Source organism: Polynucleobacter corsicus, from assembly GCF_018688255.1.
GTDB lineage: Bacteria > Pseudomonadota > Gammaproteobacteria > Burkholderiales > Burkholderiaceae > Polynucleobacter > Polynucleobacter corsicus.
Genome location: NZ_CP061314.1, coordinates 1,018,612 through 1,042,449, shown reverse-complemented (window position 1 = coordinate 1,042,449; position 23,838 = coordinate 1,018,612). Strand labels below are relative to the sequence as shown.

Genomic DNA, 23,838 nt, shown 5'->3' with positions numbered 1-23,838 from the left:
CTGCTTAGTCATACTGTTGATAACACTCATCCAATAGGAAACACGATGCTAGAAGCCTACAACGCTCAAGTCGCCGAACGCGCAGCCCTGGGAATTCCGGCCCTACCCCTGTCTAAAGATCAGACTACTGAACTAGTGGGTTTACTTAAAAATCCACCGAAGGGAAAAGAGGCAGAATTAGTTGAGTTGATTGCTCATCGAGTTCCCGCTGGTGTGGATGAGGCGGCTAAAGTAAAAGCGGAGTTTTTGGATACCATCGCCAAAGGCACAGAGAAGTCTCCTTTGATTTCACGCATTAAGGCCACTGAGCTCTTGGGTACCATGCTAGGTGGTTACAACATTAAGCCTTTAGTCGAGTTGCTGTCGGATGCTGAGTGCGCAGCAGCTGCAGCAAATGCGCTAAAAAAGACTTTATTGATGTTTGACTACTTCCATGATGTTCAGGAATTGGCGGAAAAAGGCAACGCGCAGGCAAAGGCCGTGATGCAAAGCTGGGCAGATGCTGAATGGTTTACAAGCCGTACGGCTGTCCCGGAAAGTATGAAGCTCACTGTATTTAAAGTTACCGGTGAAACCAATACCGATGATCTATCCCCTGCCCCTGACGCATGGAGTCGTCCAGATATTCCATTGCACGCAACCATCATGTTGAAAAACCCACGTCCAGGTATTGAGCCAGACGAAATTGGTGTGCGTGGTCCGATGAAACAAATTGAAGCTCTCCAAAAGAAAGGCAATCAAATTGCCTACGTGGGCGACGTGGTGGGAACGGGATCCTCACGCAAATCCGCAACGAATTCCGTGTTGTGGTGGACCGGAAAAGATATTCCATTCGTTCCAAATAAGCGCTTTGGTGGTGTTTGCTTAGGGAACAAGATTGCTCCAATTTTCTTTAACACGATGGAAGACGCGGGCGCATTGCCAGTTGAACTCGATGTTTCCGATATGAATATGGGCGACGAAATTGAACTACGTCCATACGAAGGTAAAGCCTTTAAAAACGGCAAAGAAATTGCCTCCTTCTCATTGAAATCACCAGTCATCCTGGACGAAGTTCGTGCGGGTGGACGCATTCCCTTGATCGTTGGTCGTGGCCTTACAGCTAAAGCACGTGCAGCCCTAGGCTTGCCGGCCTCTACAGAATTCCGCATACCAGTTAGTCCACCTGATAACAAAAAAGGTTTTAGCTTGGCGCAGAAGATGGTCGGTCGTGCGTGTGGCCTACCTGAGGGTCAAGGTGTGCGCCCTGGTACTTATTGTGAGCCACACATGACTACCGTGGGTTCGCAAGACACTACTGGTCCAATGACCCGTGATGAACTAAAAGATCTTGCTTGCCTAGGCTTCTCCGCTGATTTGGTCATGCAATCTTTCTGTCATACCTCTGCTTATCCAAAACCAGTAGATATTCGTACTCACCATGAATTACCAGCGTTCATGACCAACCGTGGTGGCGTTTCATTACGCCCAGGTGATGGAGTAATTCATAGTTGGTTAAATCGTCTGCTCATGCCAGATACTTGTGGCACTGGTGGCGATAGCCATACTCGCTTTCCCATCGGGATCTCTTTCCCTGCTGGCTCTGGCTTAGTTGCTTTTGCGGCCGCTACTGGTGTAATGCCTTTGGATATGCCTGAGTCTGTATTAATACGCTTTAAGGGCAAGATGCAGCCCGGCATTACTTTGCGCGATATGGTAAATGCTATTCCTTTATATGCAATCAAAAAAGGTTTATTGACGGTTGAGAAGCAAGGCAAGAAAAACATTTTCTCCGGCCGTATTTTAGAAATTGAAGGTTTGCCTGATCTCAAGGTTGAACAAGCATTTGAATTATCAGATGCATCGGCTGAACGATCTGCTGGCGGTTGTGCCGTTCAATTAAGCAAAGAGCCAATTATTGAATACATGCGTTCCAACATCACTTTAATGAAGTGGATGATCGCTAATGGCTACGAAGATAAACGTACTTTAGGTCGTCGTATCAAAGCAATGGAAGCTTGGATTGCTAAGCCTGAGTTGCTTAAGGCCGATGCTAATGCAGACTATGCTGAGATTATCGAAATCGATATGAGCGAGATTAAAGAGCCGATCTTGGCTTGCCCAAACGACCCAGATGATGTGAAGTTCTTATCCGAAGTATCTGGCGAGAAAATCGACGAAGTATTTATTGGCTCTTGCATGACAAACATTGGCCACTTCCGCGCCGCTGGTCAGGTTCTTCAGGGCAAAAAAGATATGCCTACACGCCTTTGGATTGCGCCACCAACCAAAATGGATCAGATGATTCTGACTGAAGAGGGTTATTACGGCATTCTGGGAGCCACTGGTGCTCGCATGGAAACTCCGGGTTGCTCACTCTGTATGGGTAACCAAGCGCAGATCCGTAAAGGCTCAACAGCAGTTTCTACCTCGACACGTAATTTTCCGAATCGCTTAGGTATTGATACTCGCGTCTATCTAGCTTCTGCTGAGCTTTCAGCTGTTGCTGCGCTCTTGGGTCGTCTACCAACGCCGAAAGAATATTTCGAGCAAGTAGAGTCCTTGAATGCTAAGGCTGGCGAAGTATATAAGTACATGAACTTTGACAAGATTAAGTCATTTAGCGATGTTGCTGACACAGTCACAATCTAAGTCAAATCTCCCTTGAATCTCAGGACAATAAAAAGGCGATCAGTTGATCGCCTTTTTTCTTATTTAACTTTCCTTAGATAGAGAGTTTATTTTCTTGATGCGCATTTTCACGATTTAATCCAGACACCCAGGTATTGGTTGGTAAGTCTGTTTTTTCCATAATGAGCTTGGCGCGCTGTGAGACCTCTTTCCACTCAACATCGAGTTGTGGGCCTTTAAAAGCAATTGCTACAACATTGCAATCATGCGATTCCGGAAATAACAGCACTCGGTTATCAAATGCTTCGCAAATGTTGTTGAGATTGATATTAAAACTCTTATGTCGAGAGAATAAATTCACAGTTAAAACGCCAGGCGATCTCAGGATATCAAAGCAGCCCTTATAAAAATCTAAGGAGCTCGCAGATGGGCCATCACAAATTGCATCGTAGAGATCAACCTGGACTGCATCAAAGTGATTTTGATATTTAGCGTTCCTCACAAAGGCTTTTGCATCAGTCTGAAGAGTCTCAAGTCGCCTATCATCCGATGGCGTGAAGAACATGCTTCTAGCAGAAACAATCACGGCAGGATTGATCTCAACTACGGTGGTTTTGACCGCAGGGCAATAGCGATGCACAAACTTAGTAAGAGCGCCAGTGCCAAGGCCAAGTTGAGCAATGCGCATACCTGGCTTGGTCTCTAGAAACAATAACCAAGCCATCATCTGCTGGTTGTATTCAAGATAAATCTCATCCGGATCGCGAATGCGCATGGCGCCTTGAATCAGCTCGCTACCAAAATGCAGGTAACGAACCCCACCACTCTCAGAAAACGTCACTGGCTCCATGGCCATGGATATGTCTGTCATTAATTATTTAGCCCAGACTCTCGCATTTCGGAATAGGCGCATCCAAGGACTCGCTCCATCAGGATTATCCAGCCATGCTTTTGGCGCCCAACTCATCTGTACGGTCCTGAATACGCGCTCAGGATGCGGCATCATGACTGTAAATCGACCATCCGGCGTAGTAACTCCTGTCAGGCCACCGGGTGAGCCATTTGGGTTCATTGGGTAGGTTTCGGTTGGACTGCCTTGGTGATCTACAAAACGTAGAGCAGCCAATCCTTGTTTCTGCAAAACCTCTAAGCTACCTTGCTGGCTAAAGTTGGCAAAGCCCTCACCATGCGCAATAGCGATCGGCAACTGACTGCCTGTCATACCTTGCGTAAAGATTGAAGGTGAAGCCATTACCTCAGCCATGACTAAGCGAGCTTCATATTGCTCAGACTGGTTGCGTGTGAATTTAGGCCAAGCTTCTGCACCTGGAATAATTTCAGCTAAATTGCTCATCATTTGGCAACCGTTACAAACACCTAGCGCAAAGCTATCTTGACGACTAAAGAATGCAGAGAACTGATCACGTAATTGAGTGTTGAATAGAATCGTCTTTGCCCAGCCTTCGCCAGCACCCAATACATCTCCATAGCTAAATCCACCGCAGGCAATCAGACCACGGAAATCATCCAACTTAGATTTACTTGAGAGTAAATCTGACATGTGTACGTCATAGCTATCAAAACCAGCCCAGTTTATGGCGTATGCCATCTCCACATGGGAGTTAACGCCCTGCTCTCGCAAGATAGCTACTTTAGGTCGAGCATTCTGATTGATGAATGGCGCCGCTACATCATCTGCAATATCAAACGTTAACTTGGGAGACATTCCTGCATCAGCAATATTATCGAGTAATGAAAACTCGCTATCAGCACAATCTGGGTTATCGCGTAAGCGCGCAATCTGATAGCTGGTGTTAGCCCACATCTTTTGAAGTACTTCACGTGGCTCTGCAAAGATATTCTTAGCATCACGCCAAATTTCAATGCGACCGTTGTTATTTGTCTTTGCAATTACATGACTGTAAGCGCTGATATTTAACTTTCGGAGAACGGCAAATACGGCATCTCGATCCGCTTTACGAATCTGTATCACTGCACCGAGCTCTTCATTAAATAAGGCGCGTATAGTCTGTTCATGACGTAGTCCAGAAACTTGCTCTGCCCAGTTCTTAGCATCACCCCAATCAGGCTCTTGCCCAACATCTACAGCAATCATGTCGACATTAATGGAAATGCCAGTATGTGATGCAAAAGCCATCTCTGCTATACAGGCTAACAAACCACCATCAGAACGATCGTGATATGCCAGCAATTGATTATCTTTGCGTAGCTCGATGATCGCGGCGGCCAAAGCTTTGAGATCTTCTGGGTGATCTACATTAGGGGCTGATTTACCTGACTGATTGAGTACTTGGGCCAAGATACTTCCAGCCATGCGATTTTTACCGCGTCCTAAATCAATCAGAATTAATTCAGTTTCTAAGGCTACGCCTGACTCATCTTGGAGTTTGAGTAAAGGCGTTGTTGTTTTACGAACGTCTTGAACTGCTGCAAAAGCAGAGATGATGAGTGAAACTGGTGAAACCACTTTTTTAGCTTGATCACCCTCTTGCCAAGCTGTTGCCATGGATAAGGAGTCTTTGCCAACTGGAATAGAAATCCCTAGCGCTGGACATAAATCCATACCAATCGCTTTAACTGAGTCGTATAGCTTTGCATCTTCACCAGGCGAGCCACAAGCGGCCATCCAGTTAGCGGAAAGCTTAACGTCCTCTAGACGACGAATATCTGCAGCCAATAAATTGGTAATAGCTTCACCTACAGCCATTTTGGCGGCAGCTGGTGCATCGATCACGGCCAATGGAGTACGCTCACCCATCGACATTGCTTCGCCGTGATAGCCTTTGTAATCCATCAAGGTAACAGCGCAATCAGCCACAGGAACTTGCCAAGGGCCTACAAAGGGATCGCGCGCATTAAGACCGCCGACGGTACGATCGCCAATGGTAATTAAGAATGACTTACTGGCAACAGTAGGTTGCTGTAAAACCCAGGCAATACACTGAGCTAGATCGGCATCAGTGACATCAAGCTCTTCAAATGCTTGAGCAATGCGCTTCACGTCACGATGCATACGTGGAGGCTTTCCAAGCAATACTTCCATTGGCATATCAATTGGCATGGCAGCATGACTACCAACAACTTCTTTGCTATCGCTTAACTGAAGTTGCCGCTCTGTGGTGGCTTCACCAACAACTGCAAATGGACAGCGCTCACGTTCACATAAAGATTTGAAAAGCTCTAGGTCTTTAGCCTCAATTGCCAGGACATAGCGCTCTTGAGATTCATTACACCAAATTTCTGCAGGACTCATCCCGCTTTCTTCTAGCGGCACTTTACGCAATTGAAATTGCGCACCCAATCCGGCGCCATCTGCAAGCTCAGGAAATGCATTAGAAACACCGCCAGCGCCCACGTCATGAATCGAAACAATCGGGTTGTTCGAACCCATAGCGATACAAGAGTTAATCACCTCTTGCGCACGACGTTCCATTTCTGGATTACCGCGCTGCACTGAATCAAAATCCAAATCTGCAGTATTGGTACCAGTTGCAACAGAGCTGCCCGTTGCACCACCCATACCGATACGCATACCAGGGCCACCCAATTGAATAAACAAGTGCCCCGCTTTAATTTGTTTCTTTGCAGTGTGAATGGAATCGATGCTACCAATGCCGCCCGCAATCATAATGGGCTTGTGATAACCACGACGAACACCCTCTAAGGTTTGCTCGAATACACGGAAATATCCACCCAAAATAGGACGGCCGAATTCATTGTTAAATGCAGCACCACCCAGTGGGCCATCAATCATGATTTGAAGCGGTGTAGCGATGCGCTCAGGCTTGCCGTATTTCTCAGCTTCCCACGGTAAATCAATGCCCGGGATATTGAGGTTAGATACAGTGAAGCCAGTGAGACCCGCTTTAGGGTGTCCACCTACACCTGTTGCGCCCTCATCTCGAATCTCACCACCAGCACCAGTAGAGGCGCCTTGGTAAGGTGCAATTGCTGTTGGGTGATTATGCGTCTCCACCTTCATTAAGGTGTGCACTAGTCGCGTGTCTTTTTCGTAACGACGATCTTGACCTTTAGCAGACCAAGTTTCTGATTCAGCTCCAACCATCACCGCTGAGTTATCAGAGTAGGCAACAATGGTGCCTTCAGGCTGAAGTTGATGCGTATTGCGAATCATCGCAAATAGGGATTTTTCCTGGTCATCTCCATCAATCGTCCAGCTGGAATTAAATATCTTGTGACGGCAATGCTCGCTGTTCGCTTGGGCAAACATAATCAATTCAACATCACTTGGATTACGCTCTAAACGTGTAAAGTTCTCAACTAGATAAAGCACTTCGTCTTCAGATAGTGCAAGACCTAGATCTTGATTGGCTTTATCTAGCGCCGCTCTACCCTCAGCAAGCACAGGGATGCGAACAAAAGGTTTATCGGGAAGAGATTGGTACAAAGCGCTTGCTTCATTGACATCGCTAATAACAACTTCTGTCATCCGATCATGAAGCGCGGCCAATACTAGTTGCTCTTGTTCCGCATTGAGTGATTTTTTACTTTGCCACGCATATTGAACGCCACGCTCAATGCGCAAAATGTGAAGGCCGCACTGACGAGCGATATCTGTAGCTTTACTAGCCCATGGAGAAACGGTACCGAATCGGGGAATTGAAATGGCAGCCTGTTTATCAGCGGCCTTACTAAATATAGAGCCACCATGCTTTATTTGCGACACAAAAGGCTGGCCGTAAGTTAGTAGACTTTCGAGCACCTCTCTGTCTTTGGTAGTGAGTTCAGACTCAGACCAAATGAAATGAAGATATTGAGCCACGATGGACTCAAGTTGAATTCCTTGGGCTGCGAGCGAAGCTAAAAGTCGCTGTTGGCGGAAGGCAGAAAGGGCATTTGCCCCGGGCAAGCAACAGAATGATGACATGCCAAGATTATAAGGTTTTGATTAAGCCAATCGTCCGCCATGCAGGCTCAATTGGCGTCCACACCGAGCAGCCAAGGCTGGATCATGGGTTACCAAAACAAGTGTTGAGGAATTCTCCCGATTTAGCTCAAAAAGAAGCTCAATCACCCTATTTCCGCTAGCCTCATCGAGGCTTCCGGTGGGCTCATCAGCAAATAGGATGGCCGGCTTATTAATAAAGGCTCGTGCCAGTGCCACACGCTGCTGCTCTCCGCCAGAAAGGGTTTTGGGGAAGTGATTAGCTCTAGGAGTTAGACCGACTTTTTCTAGCCATTCTAGGGCGGACAGTCGCGCTTCAGCCTGGGATTTCCCAGTAATCTCCAGCGGGAGCATCACATTCTCCAGGGCAGTCAGGTGAGGCAAGAGCTGAAAAGATTGAAAAACAAAGCCAACTAACTGACCGCGTAAACGTGCCCTGCCGTCCTCATCGAGCAAGTTCAAGTTTTGCCCCATAAGGTCAATTTGTCCGGCGCTTGGTAGGTCTAGTCCAGCCAGCAGGCTTAATAAAGTACTTTTTCCAGAGCCCGAGGCCCCCACAATGGCCACGCTTTCGCCTTGCGCTATCTGAAAGCTCAGCTCGTGCAAAATACTCAGGTTGCCATCAGCCGTATTTACCAGCTTGCTTACCCGATCGGCAACAATGGAACTAGACTGTTTGTTCATGTGAAAAATTTTCAAGAATGGAAAAATGCAAACTCAGCTTTTAATCGCCAATAAATTCATTACAGGTCTATTTTGCCTCTTAATGAGTATTTGTTCTTGGGCTCAAGTAAAGCCTGTCATTCTGGTATTGGGCGATAGTCTTTCAGCTGAATATGGTCTACCGCGTGGTACCGGCTGGGTGACGCTGCTTGAGGGAGAGCTTGCAAAAGAGAGCAGTCCTTGGAGCGTATTTAATGCCAGCATTAGCGGTGAGACTAGCTCTGGTGGACTAACCCGCCTTCCTGCACTCTTGAGTCAAAAAAAACCAGGGATTGTCCTGATCGAGTTAGGTGCTAACGATGCCTTACGTGGCTTACCTATAAATCAAACTGAAGCCAATCTGCGTCAGATGATTCAGATGAGTAAAAAATCAGGTGCCAAGGTTTTACTCTGTGGCATTCAGATTCCCACAAACTATGGCCAAACCTATACCAAGCAATTTAAGCAACTCTATCCTCAAATAGCGAATCAAGAGCGAGTCGAGTTGCTACCTTTCTTTTTAGAAGGCGTTGCTACTAAACCAGAGTTATTTCAAGCAGATCGACTGCATCCCAATATAGAAGCGCAAAGCCTTATCTTTAAAAACGTATGGGGCTCAATGGCCCCATACAGTAACTTGCTGAAAAAACTGCCCTAGCTTAACTTCCTGCACTTCCAGCGCTTGCTTGCTTCAGTGGGTTAATTATCTTAACGCCAGCGCCATTGCGCCAGTAGCCCATAAAGCCTGAAAACTCTGACTGCGCAGCTAATGCTTGGATCTGCTGTGCTTGCGCTTTTTGAACCTTGGCATCTACAGTTGACGGTTGACGAACCTGATCAATGCGATAAATCGTACTGCCAACACCAGGATTTGCAACTGAAACAATCGCTGGTAGCTTAGCCTCATTTACGGACATGACTTCATCCATTGATCGGCCTACTAAGCTTCCAGGCTTATTACGTGAAATCCAAGTAGCACTACTAAAGCCAGCAACATTCTTAGGATCCTTTTCAAGGGCGGCTAATTTCTCGCTAGCAGCAGCAATAGCCAGTTTTTCCGCAGCACGCTGACTCACTTGACGCTTTACTTCTGCAGCGACATTTTTGTAAGGCAGAACTTGCGCTGGGTATAAAGTCACTACTCGAGCAGATACAAACACTCCAGGTGCTATTTGCACAGCCTCGGTATTGCGCTTATTTTTCAAAGCGTCATCACCATAGAGTGACTGAACTACTTTGGCATTGGCCAAAGGATGATCCCTAGATACACCAGCTGCGCCACCACGCGTAACACCCTTTTGACTTTGAATGCTGAGCTTTAACTTATCGGCAGCCAGTTTCAAGCTGTCCGACTGGTCGTAAGTGATATTGGCAAACTGATCTGCTTTTTCATTAAAGGCTTTGGAATCCTCTTTCGGATCAGCCTTAAGTACGATGTATTCAACATCCATATATTCAGGGCGCTCAAACAACTTGGCATTGGCCTCATAAAAGGCCTGCAACTCTTCAGCACTTGGGTTCACTTTAGCTAAATAATCTTTAGCATTGAACTGCAAAGTCTGAACCTGTCTTTCAGTTTCGTATAAGGATGAAACTATTTCGGATAATTTTGGACTAGCTAACTCTGTTCGGGCAACTGAATTCACTAACTGTTGAATTTTTAAATCAAAACTTTGGCCAGCATAAAACTGTTCTTCATTGATGCCGTTACTAGCGAGTAACTGCTTAAAGCGCGCATCATCAAATGTGCCATCTTGCCGATACAAGGCGCGAACCTGCGGGATCTTTTGCAGGCTATTGACCAGCTCTTGCTTGCCTACTTGCAGACGGAGGTCGCTAACTGCAAAACCGAGGATGCGTTGTTGCAGTAACTCGTTTAGGATCGCCTGACGAAAAGGTAGGCTTTGTGCAATCTGTGCATTTCCACCAACACGCTCCGCTTGACGTTTTGCAGCAGCATCAACTTCTTGCGCGGTAATAGGCTTGCCGTTGACTTTCACAATGTCAGTTTCTTTATCCATAAATCCGGAATAACTTGAGATACCGAATAATGCGAAAGAAGGCACTATGAACAACATCAAAACAAACTGCAGAACTCTTTGGTGTTTACGTACTGAATCAAACATGAATTAATCGCTCGAAAATAGAATCAATAATACGAGTGTACTAGGCGGAAGGTCTAGAAGGAACTAGAAAGCCTATGGGAGGGAAAACAAAACAAATGGGAAACTGGTGGGCGCTGACGGGATCGAACCGCCGACATTCTGCGTGTAAGGCAGACGCTCTACCATCTGAGCTAAGCGCCCCAAATTAATACAGACGAGATTGTAACCCAGTGTGAGAATAAAAGAGGGATTCTTCAACAAAGTGGGCAGTAATAAACCGCTCAATCTGACTCAAAATCCCTCAAACATCCACTGGCATCAATGCTTCAAGACCTCTCCAGAAGAAATCTTTTCATTGGCTTTGCTGGCCTCGGCAGCCTTTTTAGCCAACTCTTCTGGTGTAGGATCAGACAAAGCAACTGGTTTTCGCTCTAAAGCCAACTCCAAAACTTTATCAATCCATCGTACTGGCACGATCTCAATAGCATTCTTGACGTTGTCAGGAATATCAATTAAATCTTTGATGTTTTCTTCTGGAATCAATGCCAACTTGATGCCACCACGATGCGCTGCCAATAGTTTCTCTTTTAATCCGCCAATTGGAAGCACTTCACCGCGCAAGGTAATTTCACCCGTCATTGCCACATCCGAACGAATTGGAATGCCTGTAAATACAGATACCAAGGCAGTTGTGATTGCAATGCCAGCTGACGGACCATCTTTCGGAGTCGCACCATCGGGGAAGTGAATATGAATATCCTTCTTCTCAAATGCTTCATCAGCAATACCAAGCGCTCTTGCCCGTGAGCGCACGACAGTTTTGGCTGCCTCAACAGACTCCTTCATGACATCACCAATGGAGCCTGTACGAGTAATGACGCCCTTACCAGGCATCACTGCTGCTTCGATGGTGAGAAGATCGCCACCAACTTCAGTCCAAGCTAGTCCGGTGACTTGGCCAACTTGATTCTCTTTTGCTGCAAGACCGAAGTCATACATCTTCACAGACAGGAACTTCTCCAGATTGTCGGCATTTACAGTGACTGGAGCGGCTTCTTTTTTCAGGAGAAGTAACTTCACCACTTTGCGGCAAATCTTGCTGATTTCTCGCTCCAAGGAACGAACGCCTGCTTCACGAGTGTAATAACGAATCATGCTGCGCACAGCAGATTCTTCGATCTTCAGCTCATCCTTTTTGAGACCATTATTTTTAATCTGTTTAGGGATCAAGTAATTAGTAGCAATGCTAGTCTTTTCATCTTCCGTATAACCAGCAAGACGAATAATTTCCAAGCGGTCTAATAGTGGGCCGGGAATATTCAATGAGTTCGATGTAGCAACGAACATCACATCCGAGAGATCAAAGTCAACTTCAACATAGTGATCTTGGAATGTGTGATTTTGCTCCGGATCTAAGACCTCTAGTAAGGCACTTGCAGGATCTCCGCGGAAATCCATTCCCATCTTATCGACTTCGTCCAAGAGGAACAAAGGGTTGCGCACACCCACTTTAGTCAAGCTCGATAGAATCTTGCCTGGCATAGAGCCAATATAGGTACGACGATGTCCCCGAATTTCAGACTCATCCCGCACGCCACCCAAAGCCATGCGCACAAACTTGCGGTTGGTTGCGCGGGCAATGGATTGACCCAAGGAAGTTTTACCAACGCCTGGAGGGCCAACTAAACAGAGGATTGGAGCTTTAACACGATCAACTCGTTGTTGAACCGCGAGATATTCCAAAATACGCTCTTTAACTTTATCAAGGCCGTAGTGATCTTCATCCAACACTTTTTCGGCATTCGTCAGGTCATTATTGATCTTGGTTTTCTTCTTCCAAGGAAGCGTCACCAAAGTATCAATAAAGTTGCGAATCACCGTGGCTTCAGCAGACATTGGTGACATCAGCTTGAGCTTCTTCAATTCGGACTCAGCTTTTTTAAGCGCTTCCTTAGGCATGCGAGCAGCTTTAATGCGCTTCTCGAGTTCCTCAAGATCAGCACCCTCTTCACCCTCGCCTAATTCTTTTTGAATGGCTTTAACTTGTTCATTTAAGTAGTACTCGCGCTGACTCTTTTCCATCTGACGCTTTACACGCCCACGAATTCGCTTCTCAACTTGCAGGATATCGATCTCACTCTCAAGATCAGCCAAAAGACTTTCCAGTCTTTGCACTACATCAGACATCTCTAGCAAACGTTGCTTTTGCTCAAGTTTGACTGGCAGATGCGCACAAATGGTATCGGCCAAACGGCTTGGATCATCAATCCCGCCTAATGAAGAGAGAATTTCTTGAGGTACTTTTTTGTTCAGCTTCACATACTGATCAAACTGGGCCATGATTGCGCGACGTAATGCCTCAGTTTCGTGAGCGTCCAATGAGGACATAGCAGTTGGAGTAGCCTCGCAAGAGAAATAGCCTTGACTATCTTCCACTTGACTAACATCAGCGCGCTGAACACCTTCCACCAATACCTTGACAGTACCATCAGGAAGTTTCAGCATCTGCAGAATATTGGCAATACAGCCAATTTCGTAGAGGTCCTCCACGCTAGGCTCATCTTTAGCAGCAGTCTTTTGCGCCACTAAAAGAACATTTTTGCCAGTTTCCATGGCAGCTTCTAGCGCTTTGATAGATTTTGGGCGTCCCACAAACAATGGAATCACCATATGGGGAAAAACCACCACATCCCTTAATGGGAGCAGTGGCAGTTGAATAGGTTCAGAGGGTAGTAATAAGTGGCCAGGCATGGGGCAATTCCTCCAAAGTAATTATTCCGTAAAAATCTCTAAAAATGTCGTGCTACTAAATACGGACAATTTTTAGGAATAGGATACTACCTATATGGGTGCCTCCTAGTCAAAAACAAGGGGTAAATATGCGAAAAGTGAGCAAAAACCCTATGAAAACAGCAAAAAATAGCAAAAATTAGGCTTTTTTACTCAATTCCTTAGATTCTTCAGCTTGCTTGTAGACCAAAATGGGCTTCCCACCCTCAGCGATGGTGCTTTCATCAATGACAACCTTTTGAACATTCTTCAATGATGGCAGGTCGTACATCACATCCATGAGGGATCCCTCAAGAATGGATCGAAGGCCACGAGCACCCGTCTTACGGGCAATCGCTTTTAAGGCAATGGCTGAGAGTGCTGCTGGACGAACCTCAAGCTCAGAACCTTCCATCGTTAATAGCGCCTGGTACTGCTTAACTAAGGCGTTCTTAGGTTCAGTCAAGATCTGGATCAAAGCTGCTTCATCAAGTTGCATCAAAGTCGCTACCACTGGCAAGCGACCAATCAATTCAGGAATGAGGCCAAACTTAATGAGATCTTCCGGTTCCACTTCGATTAAGAGGTCGCTGATACCGCGATCATCTTTACCGGGAACCGTTGCATTAAATCCAATGCCGGTCTTCGCAGTACGCTGCTGAATAACCTTCTCAAGACCATCAAATGCGCCACCACAGATAAACAAAATATTAGTGGTGTCGACTTGCAAGAAATCTTGGTTTGGATGCTTGCGTCCGCCTTGAGGCGGTACAGAAGCCATAGTGCCTTCAACTAGCTTTAAGAGCGCTTGCTGAACACCCTCACCCGATACATCGCGGGTGATAGATGGATTATCTGATTTACGAGAAATCTTATCGATCTCATCGATGTACACAATGCCACGCTGCGCTTTTTCTACGTTGTAGTCGCAAGCCTGTAACAGTTTTTGAATAATGTTTTCTACGTCTTCACCAACATAACCCGCTTCGGTCAAAGTAGTTGCATCAGCCATCACAAACGGTACATCCAACATACGCGCTAAGGTCTGGGCCAATAATGTTTTGCCAGAGCCGGTTGGACCGATCAGCAAAATGTTGCTCTTAGCCAATTCGACACCATCAACCATAGCTTTAGCTGGAAGCTTGGATTCTTTTTTATCAGCAGTCTCAACAGTCTTACCGTCTTTATCCAACTTCTCTTTTTTTGGCTTTGGCAGATACTGCAAGCGTTTGTAGTGGTTATAAACCGCTACCGCCAAAGTCTTCTTGGCATGATCTTGACCAATCACATACTGATCCAGATTCTCGCGAATCTGATGGGGCGTTGGTAAAGAATCATCGCCTTCAAGCTTAGGCAGCTTGGATAATTCTTCTTGAATGATGTCTGTGCAGAGGTCAATACACTCATCACAAATAAATACTGATGGACCAGCAATCAGCTTTTTAACTTCGTGCTGGCTCTTGCCGCAAAATGAGCAATACAGAACCTTGTCTGTGCTAGTGGTGTTCTTGATATCGCTCAAAGTAACTATCTAAAAAAATTTGAATTAGGGGCGCTTATCGATGACTTTATCGATCAAGCCATACTCTTGGGCCTGGTCTGCAGACATGAAGTTATCGCGATCAGTATCTTTAGCAATTGTTTCAATCGTTTGACCTGTGCGATCGGACAAAATCTTATTCAAGCGCTCGCGCAGGTAAAGAATTTCACGGGCTTGAATCTCAATATCCGAAGCTTGACCACGTGCACCGCCTAATGGCTGATGAATCATCACGCGTGAATTCGGCAAGGCATAACGTTTACCCTTCTCGCCTGCACACAATAGGAATGCACCCATACTGGCAGCCATACCCATACACAAAGTGCTCACGTGTGGCTTGATAAATTGCATCGTGTCGTAAATTGCCAGACCAGCTGAAACGGAGCCACCAGGAGAGTTAATGTACAGAGAAATTTCTTTATCTGGGTTCTCGCTCTCGAGGAACAGCAACTGTGCAATCACTAAGTTTGCAGTTTGATCATTTACTTCGCCAACCAAGAAAACTACGCGTTCTCTAAGTAAGCGAGAGTAAATGTCGTAGGCTCTCTCACCTCGACCAGAGGTTTCAATCACCATTGGAACTAAACCCAAACCTTTAGGCTCAAGATTCTCAGACTGGAAATGATTCTGGTTCATGTGATCAGACCTTTATAAATTAATGACTTAGTTAAGTTTGCTGAGTTCTTCGAAGGTAATTGCTTTATCAATTACTTTAGCCTGCGAAGTGAAAAACTTAATCACGTTATCTTCAAGCACCACGTTCTCAACATCTTTAAGGCGACTAGGGTTGCTGTAGAACCAACGTACCACTTCTTTTGGATCTTCGTAAGTAGCAGCCTGCTCGTCAATCTCTGCTTTGATTTGGTCTGCAGTGGCAGCCAAATTTTGCTGCTTTACCAAATCGCTCAAAATCAATCCAAGGCGAACACGCTTCATAGCTTGCTCAGCAAACATCTCAGCAGGAATCGGTGCGTCCTTAGCATTTGGAATGCCGCGCTGCATTAAGTCTTGACGTGCAGACTCAACCAAACGCTCTTGCTCTTGAGCAACCAAAGATTTTGGTGTGTCCAGTTCGCAAATACTATTGAGCTTCTCCATGACTTCGCCTTTTAACAAGGTAGTAATGCGACGCTTGGTTTCGCGATCTAAATTTTCTTTTACTTCTTCACGCATCTTGGCAACACCACCCTCGGTAACGCCTAAAGACAATGCGAACGCATCATCAATTGCCGGGAGGTGCGCCCAATTGACTGACTTTACAGTGATGGTGAAATCAGCAGTTTTACCGGCAACGTCTTTGCCGTGATAATCCGCTGGGAAGCTTAATGGGAAAGTCTTGCTATCGCCTGCTTTGAGACCCAATGTGGCAGCTTCAAATTCTGGGAGCATGCGACCTTCGCCGAGCACGTATTCGAAGTTATCTGCCTTACCGCCAGCAAATTCAACGCCATCGATCTTGCCAACAAAGTCAATAATCACTTGATCGCCAGCTTGAGCGGCTGTATTTGCACCGCCATCACCATGATCACCAGCATTGCCGCGTGGATGGTAATGCACTTGCTGCTTGCGTAATACATCCAGTGCACGATCAATTTCCGCATCGGAGATATCCGTTGTGTACTTAGTTACTTCTGCTTTACTGAAATCGCCAATCTTCACTTCTGGTAAGACCTCAAAATAGGCATCAAACACGATTTTGTCCGCGTCTAATTCTGATTTAGGATCGAGGCGTGGTTGACCAGCCAGTAGAATTTTTTCTTTTTGAGCTAACTCATAGAACAGTTCAGAAGCTTTATCAAACTGGAGCTCGAAATCCACTTGCATGCCGTATTGCTTTTCAACCATGGTCTTAGGCACTTTGCCTGGACGAAAGCCTGCAGCTTTCATGGTTTTACCCAATTTAGCCAAACGGTCTTCTCTCGCCTTAGCCAAATCGGCACGAGCGAACTCTAAGGTCACTTTGCGGTCTAACTGACCTAAATTTTCTATCTGCACAGCCATTCTCGTCTCTTAATTGAAAATCGGATTATGTGAAGCCCAAGCCAAGTAGCTATCTTGTGGTGCGAGGAGGGGGACTCGAACCCCCACACCATTGCTGGCGTCAGGACCTAAACCTGGTGCGTCTACCAATTTCGCCATCCTCGCGCGAATTCCGCAAACACTACCGAGCTGAAGCTTCACTCTAAAGACCGTAATTCTACAATGCTTAGCGGTTTTGGAGGATATTTAGACCTTGTAAAGCAAAGCGACGGCATGGACTGCTATGCCCTCTCCCCTGCCAAGGTGTCCAAGAGATTCATTGGTTTTAGCTTTGAGGTTGACATGGCTGGGCGTAACCAGCAAATCTGCTGCGATATTGCGGACCATTTCCGGCAAGAAAGTGGCTAATTTGGGTTTTTGGCAAATAATCGTTGCATCCACATTACCCACATGAAATCCAGCCGCTTGGATCTTTTGCAAAGCTGCTCTGAGCAAAATACGGCTATCCATATCCTTAAACTGAGGATCCGTATCCGGAAATAACTGGCCAATATCATTCAAGCCTGCAGCGCCAAGCAATGCATCCGTTAGGGCATGCAACAAGGCATCCGCATCCGAATGTCCTAACAAACCCTTGTCACTTGGGACATGAACCCCGCCTAGTATGAGCTTGCGACCCTCGACTAAGGCATGAACGTCGTAACCTTGGCCGATTCGAAATTGAGGAATATGGGGTGCGCTTGATGTCATGGGGTGATGGATGTTCTCTTGAGGCTTATTTAACGGAGGTTTGCAAGATGGTTTGCATCAAATCCCAATCTGCTGGGTGGGTTACTTTGAAGTTACTAGTCGCACCTTCAATTAATAAGGGGTTTTTGCCAGCAAGCTCGATGGCGCTCGCCTCATCCGTAATATCCGCCTCCAGGCGAATACCTTCCTCAATAGCATCGTGCAGATCCTTTAAACCAAACATCTGCGGGGTTTGGGCCTGCCATAGGTGATCTCGGGATATCGTCTTCACAGCTCTGTTGGGATTGCCAGCAATTGCGGAATTAGCTTCAGCCATCTTGAGAGTGTCAGCTAGCGGCATTGCTAATAAGCCACCCTCACCCGCTTGACCCACAGCAAGAATGAGTTTTTGGATGAGCTGAGGTGTGATTCCTGGTCTAGCGGCATCGTGCACCAGGACCCAATCGCCCTCAGGAATACCTGCTTTGAGCATCTCCGCCAAAGTATTTCGGACCGTTTCTTGACGGCTTGGTCCGCCGCTCGGAGTGAACCGAATCAAGGGGGATTTGCTGGAAAGTATATTTAGGATGGGGTTATCAATAAAACTAGGACTGACACCCACCCAAATGGAGGCAATCTCAGGAGTATTAACAAAAGCGTCTAGGGCGTAGGCCACCATTGGCTTTCCTGCCAGCTCCTGAAACTGCTTTGGTAAAGCTCCCCCAAGCCGAGACCCAGTACCTGCCGTAGGTAAGAGGGCATGACATTGGGGTACAGACGGTGAGGTTTGGTTTCCAGCGGGCATACCTGATTCTATAATAAGCACAGATGTCTGATGCATTAAAACTAGCACCCCCCATACCTGCACCGCGGGCTGGGCAGCGCTTTACCTTTTCAGGCCTAGTTGGCTCTTCAGATGCAGCACTCATCGCCCAATCTGCCCTTCGGTATCGCTCAGAGTTCTCAGTCATGGTGATTTTCTGTGCCCAGGCACAGGAGGCCCAGCGGCTTTTGGAAGAAATTCCGGCTTTTGCACCACAACTCAAAACACGCCTACTGCCTGACTGGGAAATCCTGCCCTATGACCATTTCTCACCTCACCAGGATTTGGTTTCAGAGCGCTTAGCGACTCTGTATGAATTGCTCAATGGCAGCTGCGACATTGTTCTGGTCCCAATTACTACAGCACTCCAAAGACTAGGGCCGCCAAACTTTTTATCTGGTCACACCTTCTTTTTTAGGCAGGGTGACAAGCTCAATGAAGTCGCACTGAAACTGCAGTTGCAGCAGGCCGGTTACGATCCCGTAAGCTCAGTAATGCGCCCCGGTGAATACAGCATTCGTGGTGGCTTGATTGATTTATTTCCAATGGGGTCGAGCCTGCCTTATCGCCTAGATCTTTTTGGTGATGAGATTGAGCAAATCAGAGCTTTTGATCCTGATACCCAACGCAGCCTCTATCCAGTAAAAGAAGTTCGCCTATTACCAGGTCACGAATTTCCATTTGATGATGCTTCACGAACCGCATTTCGTGGACGCTGGCGCGAAATATTTGAAGGTGATCCAACACGGTGCTCAATTTACAAAGATGCCAACCTAGGAATTCCTAGTGCAGGTATTGAATCCTATTTACCCCTCTTCTTTGAGGAGTCATCGACAGTCTTTGATTACTTTCCCCGTTCGGGCGATCCTGTTTGGGCGGTGAGCATTGGTAATGTTGAAGAATCTATCAAGGGCTTTTGGAAAGATACGCTCTCTCGGTATGAATTCTTAAAGCATGACCTTGATCGCCCTATTCTGCCGCCAGCTGAATTATTTCTAGATGCAGATCAATTCTTTACAGCAGCCAAGCCAAATGCGCGCCTAGCATTGAATAAAGAAGCGGATAAAGAAACCAAAGAATCACCACAATTTTTAGCCGTTCCCGACCTATCTGTTCATCGGCGGGATACTGACCCCATCAATCGACTGCGAACTTTAGTTTCTCAAGAAAAAGTACGTGTACTGATTTGCAGCGATAGCAATGGTCGTAAAGAATCGATTCGTCAGCTCTTTGAAGAGAGTAATTCAGCTTCTGGTCAGCATGGCAAACCGCTCTACCCACTAAAGCCAGAAGGTTTTGAAGGCGTCTCTGATTTTATTAAGAGTGACGCTCTCTTTGGCCTGGTAACAGCGCAACTATTTAATGGCTTTACCTGGCCTGCTGAAAACTTGATTATCGTAACCGAAGCAGAGCTGTTTACAGCTACTGCTCGGCAAAGACGCAAGGGTAAAGAAAGTGAGAGCGCCGATCCGGACATGCTCTTTAAAGATTTATCTGAGCTCAAAATCGGTGATCCGGTTGTGCACTCTGATCATGGGATTGGTCGTTACCAAGGCTTAGTACTTCTGAATTTAGCGCCACAAAAAGAAGAGCCGATTTTTGAAGAGTTTTTGCACTTGGTCTACGCCAAGGATGCTACTCTTTACGTACCAGTTCAACAACTGCAAATGGTGACGCGTTATGCAGGCTCTGATCCTGATTCGGCCCCTTTGCATCAGCTAGGCTCGGGTCAGTGGGACAAAGCAAGACGTAAGGCCGCTCAACAAATACGCGATACCGCAGCTGAACTTTTAAATCTCTATGCCGCTAGAGCTATTCGTAAAGGTCATGCTTTTGAATTCTCAGCCCATGATTACGCTGCGTTTGCAGAAAGCTTTGGATTTGAAGAGACACCCGATCAAGCTAATGCTATTGCGGCAGTTATTGGGGATATGACTAGCGGCACACCTATGGATAGGCTGGTGTGTGGTGATGTAGGCTTTGGTAAAACAGAGGTCGCTCTACGTGCTAGTTTTGTTGCGGTCATGGGTGGCAAGCAAGTGGCCATCTTGGCTCCAACCACCCTACTCGCTGAACAACATGTCGCAACCTGGAAAGATCGCTTTGCCGATTGGCCTGTGCGCGTCGTTGAGCTCTCCCGCTTCAGAACTACCAAAGAAATTAATGCTGCCTTGGAAGCCATTGGCAAGGGCGAAGCCGACATCATTATCGGAACTCACAAACTGCTTTCTAAAGAAACCCAGTTCGCCAATTTAGGCTTAGTGATTGTGGATGAGGAGCATCGCTTTGGTGTACGTCAAAAAGATGCGCTCAAAGCATTACGTGCTGAAGTAGATATCTTGACTTTAACTGCCACCCCTATTCCACGAACGCTTGGTATGGCGATGGAAGGTTTGCGTGAGTTTTCAGTTATTGCAACTGCGCCACAGAAGCGCTTAGCCATCAAAACCTTTGTACGACGAGAAGGTGATGGCGTGATTCGTGAAGCAGTCCTTCGAGAAATTAAACGTGGTGGACAGGTCTACTTCTTGCATAACGAAGTCGAAACCATTCAAAATCGAAAACACGAATTACAAGAGCTCATTCCAGAAGCGCGCATTAGCGTAGCGCACGGTCAAATGCACGAACGTGAGCTGGAGTCAGTGATGCGTGATTTTGTGACCCAGCGCACCAACATCTTGCTATGCACCACCATTATTGAAACTGGTATTGACGTTCCGACTGCCAATACCATCATCATGCATCGCGCTGATAAGTTTGGCTTGGCACAGTTACATCAATTGCGCGGACGTGTTGGACGATCCCACCATCAGGCCTATGCTTATTTACTGGTGCCAGATCCCGAGGCACTCAGCAAGCAAGCGCAACTGCGTTTAAATGCCATTCAAGCCATGGAAGAGCTCGGGTCTGGTTTCTACTTAGCGATGCACGATTTAGAGATTCGTGGCGCTGGTGAAGTCCTGGGGGATAAGCAATCTGGTGAGATTCATGAAATTGGGTTTCAGCTCTATACCGAGATGCTCAATCGTGCAGTCAAATCCCTGCGTAGCGGTAAGGAGCCAGATCTCTTGTCGCCACTTCAGGCGACAACCGATGTTAATTTAGGTGTACCGGCCCTCTTTCCAAATGACTATTGCCCGGATGTCCACGAACGACTTTCCATGTATAAGCGCTTTGCTGGTACAAACGACTTCTCTGAACTCATGGGATTACGTGAAGAGCTAGTAGATCGCTATGGCGATTTACCTGACCAGGCCAAATCACTTTATGAAACCCATCGCTTGCGCCTAGAAATGACCAGCTTTGGAATTAAGAAGATTGATGCAAGCCCATTATCGATACAGATTCAGTTCATCCCCAATCCGCCAATTGACCCGATGAAGATCATTCAACTAATCCAATCATCAAAATATATACAGCTCAATGGCCAAGATAAATTGAAAATTCTTCCCCAAAAAGAGAAGGATTTTGAGAAACTAGAACAACGTTTAGAGCATATTCGGAAAATTCTCAGAAGTTTGAATTCATCTGCCATGCCAAATACTGCGCAAGCCAATTAATTATTATTTTCCAACCCTCTATGTCTAGTCTCCTTACACTCGTCGCCCTTGCTAATACTGCAATCCCAGCAGAATTAAATGCCGCATTGATTGAGCATGCAAAAGTCTTAGGTGTTTCGATTGCCAAAGAAAGTGCAGAGCATGCACACTCTAAATACTTCACCGCTCGCTGGACTTGCGCTCAAGTTTTAACACCGGAAGCTAGGGTTGCTATGCGAAATATTGCCGGTGAGCATGATGTTGATTTAGCTTTTCTATCACCAGGATTTAAGCCGGATGAGGTGAAAGTACTGGCCATGGATATGGACTCTACTCTCATCAACATTGAGTGCATCGATGAGATTGCTGACTTTACTGGCAAGAAAGCAGCTGTTTCAGAAATCACTGAGGCCACTATGCGCGGCGAAATTAAAGATTTTAAAGAAAGCTTGCGCAGGCGCGTAGCCCTCTTAGCCGGTGTATCTGCTGATGTACTTGATTCGGTCTACAAAGAGCGTTTACGCCCTAATCCTGGCGCAGCTCAATTGCTTGCTGGAGCAAATGCTCAGGGACTATATACGCTGCTAGTTTCTGGTGGTTTTACTTTCTTTACTGAAAGACTACAGCAAGAGTTAGGCTTCAAACAAGCCCAAGCTAATACTCTGGAAATCATCGACGGCAAACTAACAGGTAAAGTCATTGGCGATATTGTGGATGGTGCAGCTAAAAACACTTATTTAGAACAAGCCTGCACTCTCATGAATTGCCATAAGAAGAATGCCCTCACCATGGGCGACGGATCCAACGATCTGCCAATGATGCATGGTTCTGGTATCAGCATTGCCTATAAAGCAAAGCCGATTGTTAAAGAAAAAGCCGACGCGGCTTTCGACCGAGTCGGCTTGGATGCTACCTTATTACTGATTGCTTAGAGGCGCTCAAAAATAGTTGCAATACCTTGTCCGCCACCAATGCACATGGTGACCAAAGCGTACTTACCTTGAACACGATGTAACTCATGGATAGCTTTGGTCGCAATCGCAGCGCCAGAGCAACCAATTGGGTGGCCCAATGCAATCGCTCCACCATTCACATTAGTCTTGGCTGGATCTAAACCCAAACCTTTAGTAACGGCCAATGCCTGAGCAGCAAAAGCTTCGTTAGATTCAATTACATCGATTTGATCTAATTTCAGTCCAGCGCGTTCAAGAGCAATCTTGGTTGCGGGAATTGGACCCTCACCCATGATGTGGTTTGGTACGCCAGCAATCGCGTAAGAAACTAAACGGGCGATTGGCTTATGACCAGCCTTCTTCGCCGCTTCCGCATCCGCCAGCACAAAAAATGCTGCGCCATCATTAATACCTGATGCATTACCTGCAGTAACACTGCCGCCCTCTTTTTTGAAGACTGCCTTCATCTTCGCTAGAGTTTCCATGGTGGTTTCTGGTTTGCAATGCTCGTCCGTATCAAACACCACATCGCCCTTGCGAGTTTTGATGGTGATGGGAACGATTTGAGATTTAAAACGACCTTCTTTAATGGCGTGTGCAGCACGGCGATGGGACTCTACTGCCAGAGCATCTTGCTCTTCACGAGTGAGCTTCCACTTTTCAACCAAGTTTTCAGCTGTAACACCCATATGACCAACACCAAATGGATCAGTTAAAACAGATACCATCAAGTCGATCATTTTGGTATCACCCATACGCGCACCACTGCGCATAGCTGGTGAGCCATACATGCCACGTGACATCACTTCTACGCCACCACCAACACCATAATCACAGTCGCCCAACATAATGGCTTGGGCCGTAGTCACAATGGCTTGTAAGCCAGAGCTGCACAAACGATTTAAGGCCATCGCCACAGATTCCATTGGCAAACCAGCCTGAATAGAGGCTACACGAGCAACATAGGCGTAACGGTTATCAGTCGGAATCGTGTTGCCTACCGTGATGTAATTAATTAATGATGGATCTACACCAGAGCGCGCAACGGCCTCTTTCATCACGATACCGCCGAGCTCACTTGGCTCAAGGCTACTGAGCGATCCATTGAATGCGCCAATTGCGGAACGTACAGCACTTAAAACGACGACATCACGACTCATA

General features: G+C 46.5%; 15 protein-coding genes and 2 tRNA genes. 4 read left to right on the top strand and 13 right to left on the bottom strand.

Going from position 1 to position 23,838, the window contains the following annotated elements:
- The first annotated feature begins 45 nt into the window (after positions 1-45).
- Positions 46-2,631 (top strand): bifunctional aconitate hydratase 2/2-methylisocitrate dehydratase, encoded by a 2,586-nt coding sequence (locus tag C2747_RS05400; protein WP_215330617.1) that lies wholly within the window; start codon positions 46-48, stop codon positions 2,629-2,631.
- 73 nt (positions 2,632-2,704) lie between these two features.
- Here the strand turns inward: C2747_RS05400 and C2747_RS05395 are convergent, their stop codons facing one another.
- From C2747_RS05395 to C2747_RS05385, 3 genes are read right to left on the bottom strand one after another with little or no spacing between them, the layout of a single operon-like run.
- The gene (locus tag C2747_RS05395) at positions 2,705-3,481 is read right to left on the bottom strand and encodes a spermine/spermidine synthase domain-containing protein (RefSeq protein WP_251374695.1); all 777 of its coding nucleotides are present in this window, start codon (positions 3,479-3,481) and stop codon (positions 2,705-2,707) included.
- A 3-nt stretch (positions 3,482-3,484) separates the two neighbouring features.
- Positions 3,485-7,519 carry a phosphoribosylformylglycinamidine synthase gene (gene purL / locus C2747_RS05390; RefSeq protein ID WP_215330616.1) on the bottom strand — a complete coding sequence of 1,345 codons (4,035 nt, stop codon included), beginning with the start codon at positions 7,517-7,519 and terminating at the stop codon, positions 3,485-3,487.
- 21 nt (positions 7,520-7,540) lie between these two features.
- Entirely contained in the window at positions 7,541-8,221 is a 681-nt protein-coding gene (locus C2747_RS05385) for an ABC transporter ATP-binding protein (protein WP_215330615.1), read from the bottom strand.
- 25 nt (positions 8,222-8,246) lie between these two features.
- Between C2747_RS05385 and C2747_RS05380 the strand changes: the two genes are divergently transcribed.
- Positions 8,247-8,897, top strand: coding sequence for an arylesterase (locus C2747_RS05380; protein ID WP_215330614.1), 651 nt, complete (start codon positions 8,247-8,249; stop codon positions 8,895-8,897).
- Position 8,898: 1 nt separating this feature from the next.
- On the opposite strand, the gene C2747_RS05375 is transcribed toward C2747_RS05380, so the two are convergent.
- The 9 genes from C2747_RS05375 to ispD form a co-directional block, all read right to left on the bottom strand.
- Positions 8,899-10,365 (bottom strand): peptidylprolyl isomerase, encoded by a 1,467-nt coding sequence (locus tag C2747_RS05375; protein WP_215330613.1) that lies wholly within the window; start codon positions 10,363-10,365, stop codon positions 8,899-8,901.
- Between the two features lie 104 nt (positions 10,366-10,469).
- Positions 10,470-10,545, bottom strand: a tRNA-Val gene (locus C2747_RS05370).
- A gap of 117 nt (positions 10,546-10,662) precedes the next feature.
- A complete protein-coding gene (gene lon / locus C2747_RS05365; RefSeq protein ID WP_215330612.1) occupies positions 10,663-13,095 on the bottom strand; it encodes an endopeptidase La in 2,433 nt (810 codons plus the stop codon).
- 178 nt (positions 13,096-13,273) lie between these two features.
- Positions 13,274-14,635, bottom strand: a complete 1,362-nt coding sequence (gene clpX, locus C2747_RS05360; RefSeq protein ID WP_215330611.1) for an ATP-dependent Clp protease ATP-binding subunit ClpX — start codon at positions 14,633-14,635, stop codon at positions 13,274-13,276.
- Between the two features lie 24 nt (positions 14,636-14,659).
- Positions 14,660-15,289: an ATP-dependent Clp endopeptidase proteolytic subunit ClpP gene (gene clpP / locus C2747_RS05355; RefSeq protein ID WP_215306976.1), complete on the bottom strand. Its 630-nt coding sequence runs from the start codon at positions 15,287-15,289 to the stop codon at positions 14,660-14,662.
- Positions 15,290-15,316: 27 nt separating this feature from the next.
- Complete coding sequence (tig, locus tag C2747_RS05350; RefSeq protein ID WP_215330610.1) at positions 15,317-16,654, bottom strand: trigger factor; 1,338 nt, start codon at positions 16,652-16,654, stop codon at positions 15,317-15,319.
- A 57-nt stretch (positions 16,655-16,711) separates the two neighbouring features.
- Positions 16,712-16,798: transfer RNA gene (locus tag C2747_RS05345), tRNA-Leu, on the bottom strand.
- Between the two features lie 81 nt (positions 16,799-16,879).
- Positions 16,880-17,383, bottom strand: a complete 504-nt coding sequence (gene ispF / locus C2747_RS05340) for a 2-C-methyl-D-erythritol 2,4-cyclodiphosphate synthase (protein ID WP_215330609.1) — start codon at positions 17,381-17,383, stop codon at positions 16,880-16,882.
- Between the two features lie 25 nt (positions 17,384-17,408).
- Positions 17,409-18,167 (bottom strand): 2-C-methyl-D-erythritol 4-phosphate cytidylyltransferase, encoded by a 759-nt coding sequence (ispD, locus tag C2747_RS05335; RefSeq protein ID WP_215330608.1) that lies wholly within the window; start codon positions 18,165-18,167, stop codon positions 17,409-17,411.
- A 23-nt stretch (positions 18,168-18,190) separates the two neighbouring features.
- Here ispD and mfd point away from each other — a divergent pair, with 23 nt between their 5' ends.
- Positions 18,191-21,745, top strand: a complete 3,555-nt coding sequence (gene mfd / locus C2747_RS05330; RefSeq protein ID WP_215332997.1) for a transcription-repair coupling factor — start codon at positions 18,191-18,193, stop codon at positions 21,743-21,745.
- 20 nt (positions 21,746-21,765) lie between these two features.
- Positions 21,766-22,656, top strand: coding sequence for a phosphoserine phosphatase SerB (gene serB, locus C2747_RS05325; RefSeq protein ID WP_215332996.1), 891 nt, complete (start codon positions 21,766-21,768; stop codon positions 22,654-22,656).
- Here serB and C2747_RS05320 read toward each other — a convergent pair.
- A complete protein-coding gene (locus C2747_RS05320) occupies positions 22,653-23,837 on the bottom strand; it encodes an acetyl-CoA C-acyltransferase family protein (RefSeq protein WP_215329938.1) in 1,185 nt (394 codons plus the stop codon). The two genes, serB and C2747_RS05320, sit on opposite strands and share 4 nt — an antisense overlap.
- Position 23,838: the final 1 nt, after the last annotated feature.

Coding starts and splice junctions, on each gene's coding strand:
- C2747_RS05395 (WP_251374695.1), bottom strand. CDS start 3,481: ATGACAGACATATCCATGGCCATGGAGCCAGTGACGTTTTCTGAGAGT.
- C2747_RS05380 (WP_215330614.1), top strand. CDS start 8,247: ATGCAAACTCAGCTTTTAATCGCCAATAAATTCATTACAGGTCTATTT.
- tig (WP_215330610.1), bottom strand. CDS start 16,654: ATGGCTGTGCAGATAGAAAATTTAGGTCAGTTAGACCGCAAAGTGACC.
- serB (WP_215332996.1), top strand. CDS start 21,766: ATGTCTAGTCTCCTTACACTCGTCGCCCTTGCTAATACTGCAATCCCA.
- ispF (WP_215330609.1), bottom strand. CDS start 17,383: ATGACATCAAGCGCACCCCATATTCCTCAATTTCGAATCGGCCAAGGT.
- C2747_RS05375 (WP_215330613.1), bottom strand. CDS start 10,365: ATGTTTGATTCAGTACGTAAACACCAAAGAGTTCTGCAGTTTGTTTTG.
- lon (WP_215330612.1), bottom strand. CDS start 13,095: ATGCCTGGCCACTTATTACTACCCTCTGAACCTATTCAACTGCCACTG.
- clpP (WP_215306976.1), bottom strand. CDS start 15,289: ATGAACCAGAATCATTTCCAGTCTGAGAATCTTGAGCCTAAAGGTTTG.
- mfd (WP_215332997.1), top strand. CDS start 18,191: ATGTCTGATGCATTAAAACTAGCACCCCCCATACCTGCACCGCGGGCT.
- C2747_RS05320 (WP_215329938.1), bottom strand. CDS start 23,837: ATGAGTCGTGATGTCGTCGTTTTAAGTGCTGTACGTTCCGCAATTGGC.
- ispD (WP_215330608.1), bottom strand. CDS start 18,167: ATGCCCGCTGGAAACCAAACCTCACCGTCTGTACCCCAATGTCATGCC.
- purL (WP_215330616.1), bottom strand. CDS start 7,519: ATGTCATCATTCTGTTGCTTGCCCGGGGCAAATGCCCTTTCTGCCTTC.
- C2747_RS05400 (WP_215330617.1), top strand. CDS start 46: ATGCTAGAAGCCTACAACGCTCAAGTCGCCGAACGCGCAGCCCTGGGA.
- C2747_RS05385 (WP_215330615.1), bottom strand. CDS start 8,221: ATGAACAAACAGTCTAGTTCCATTGTTGCCGATCGGGTAAGCAAGCTG.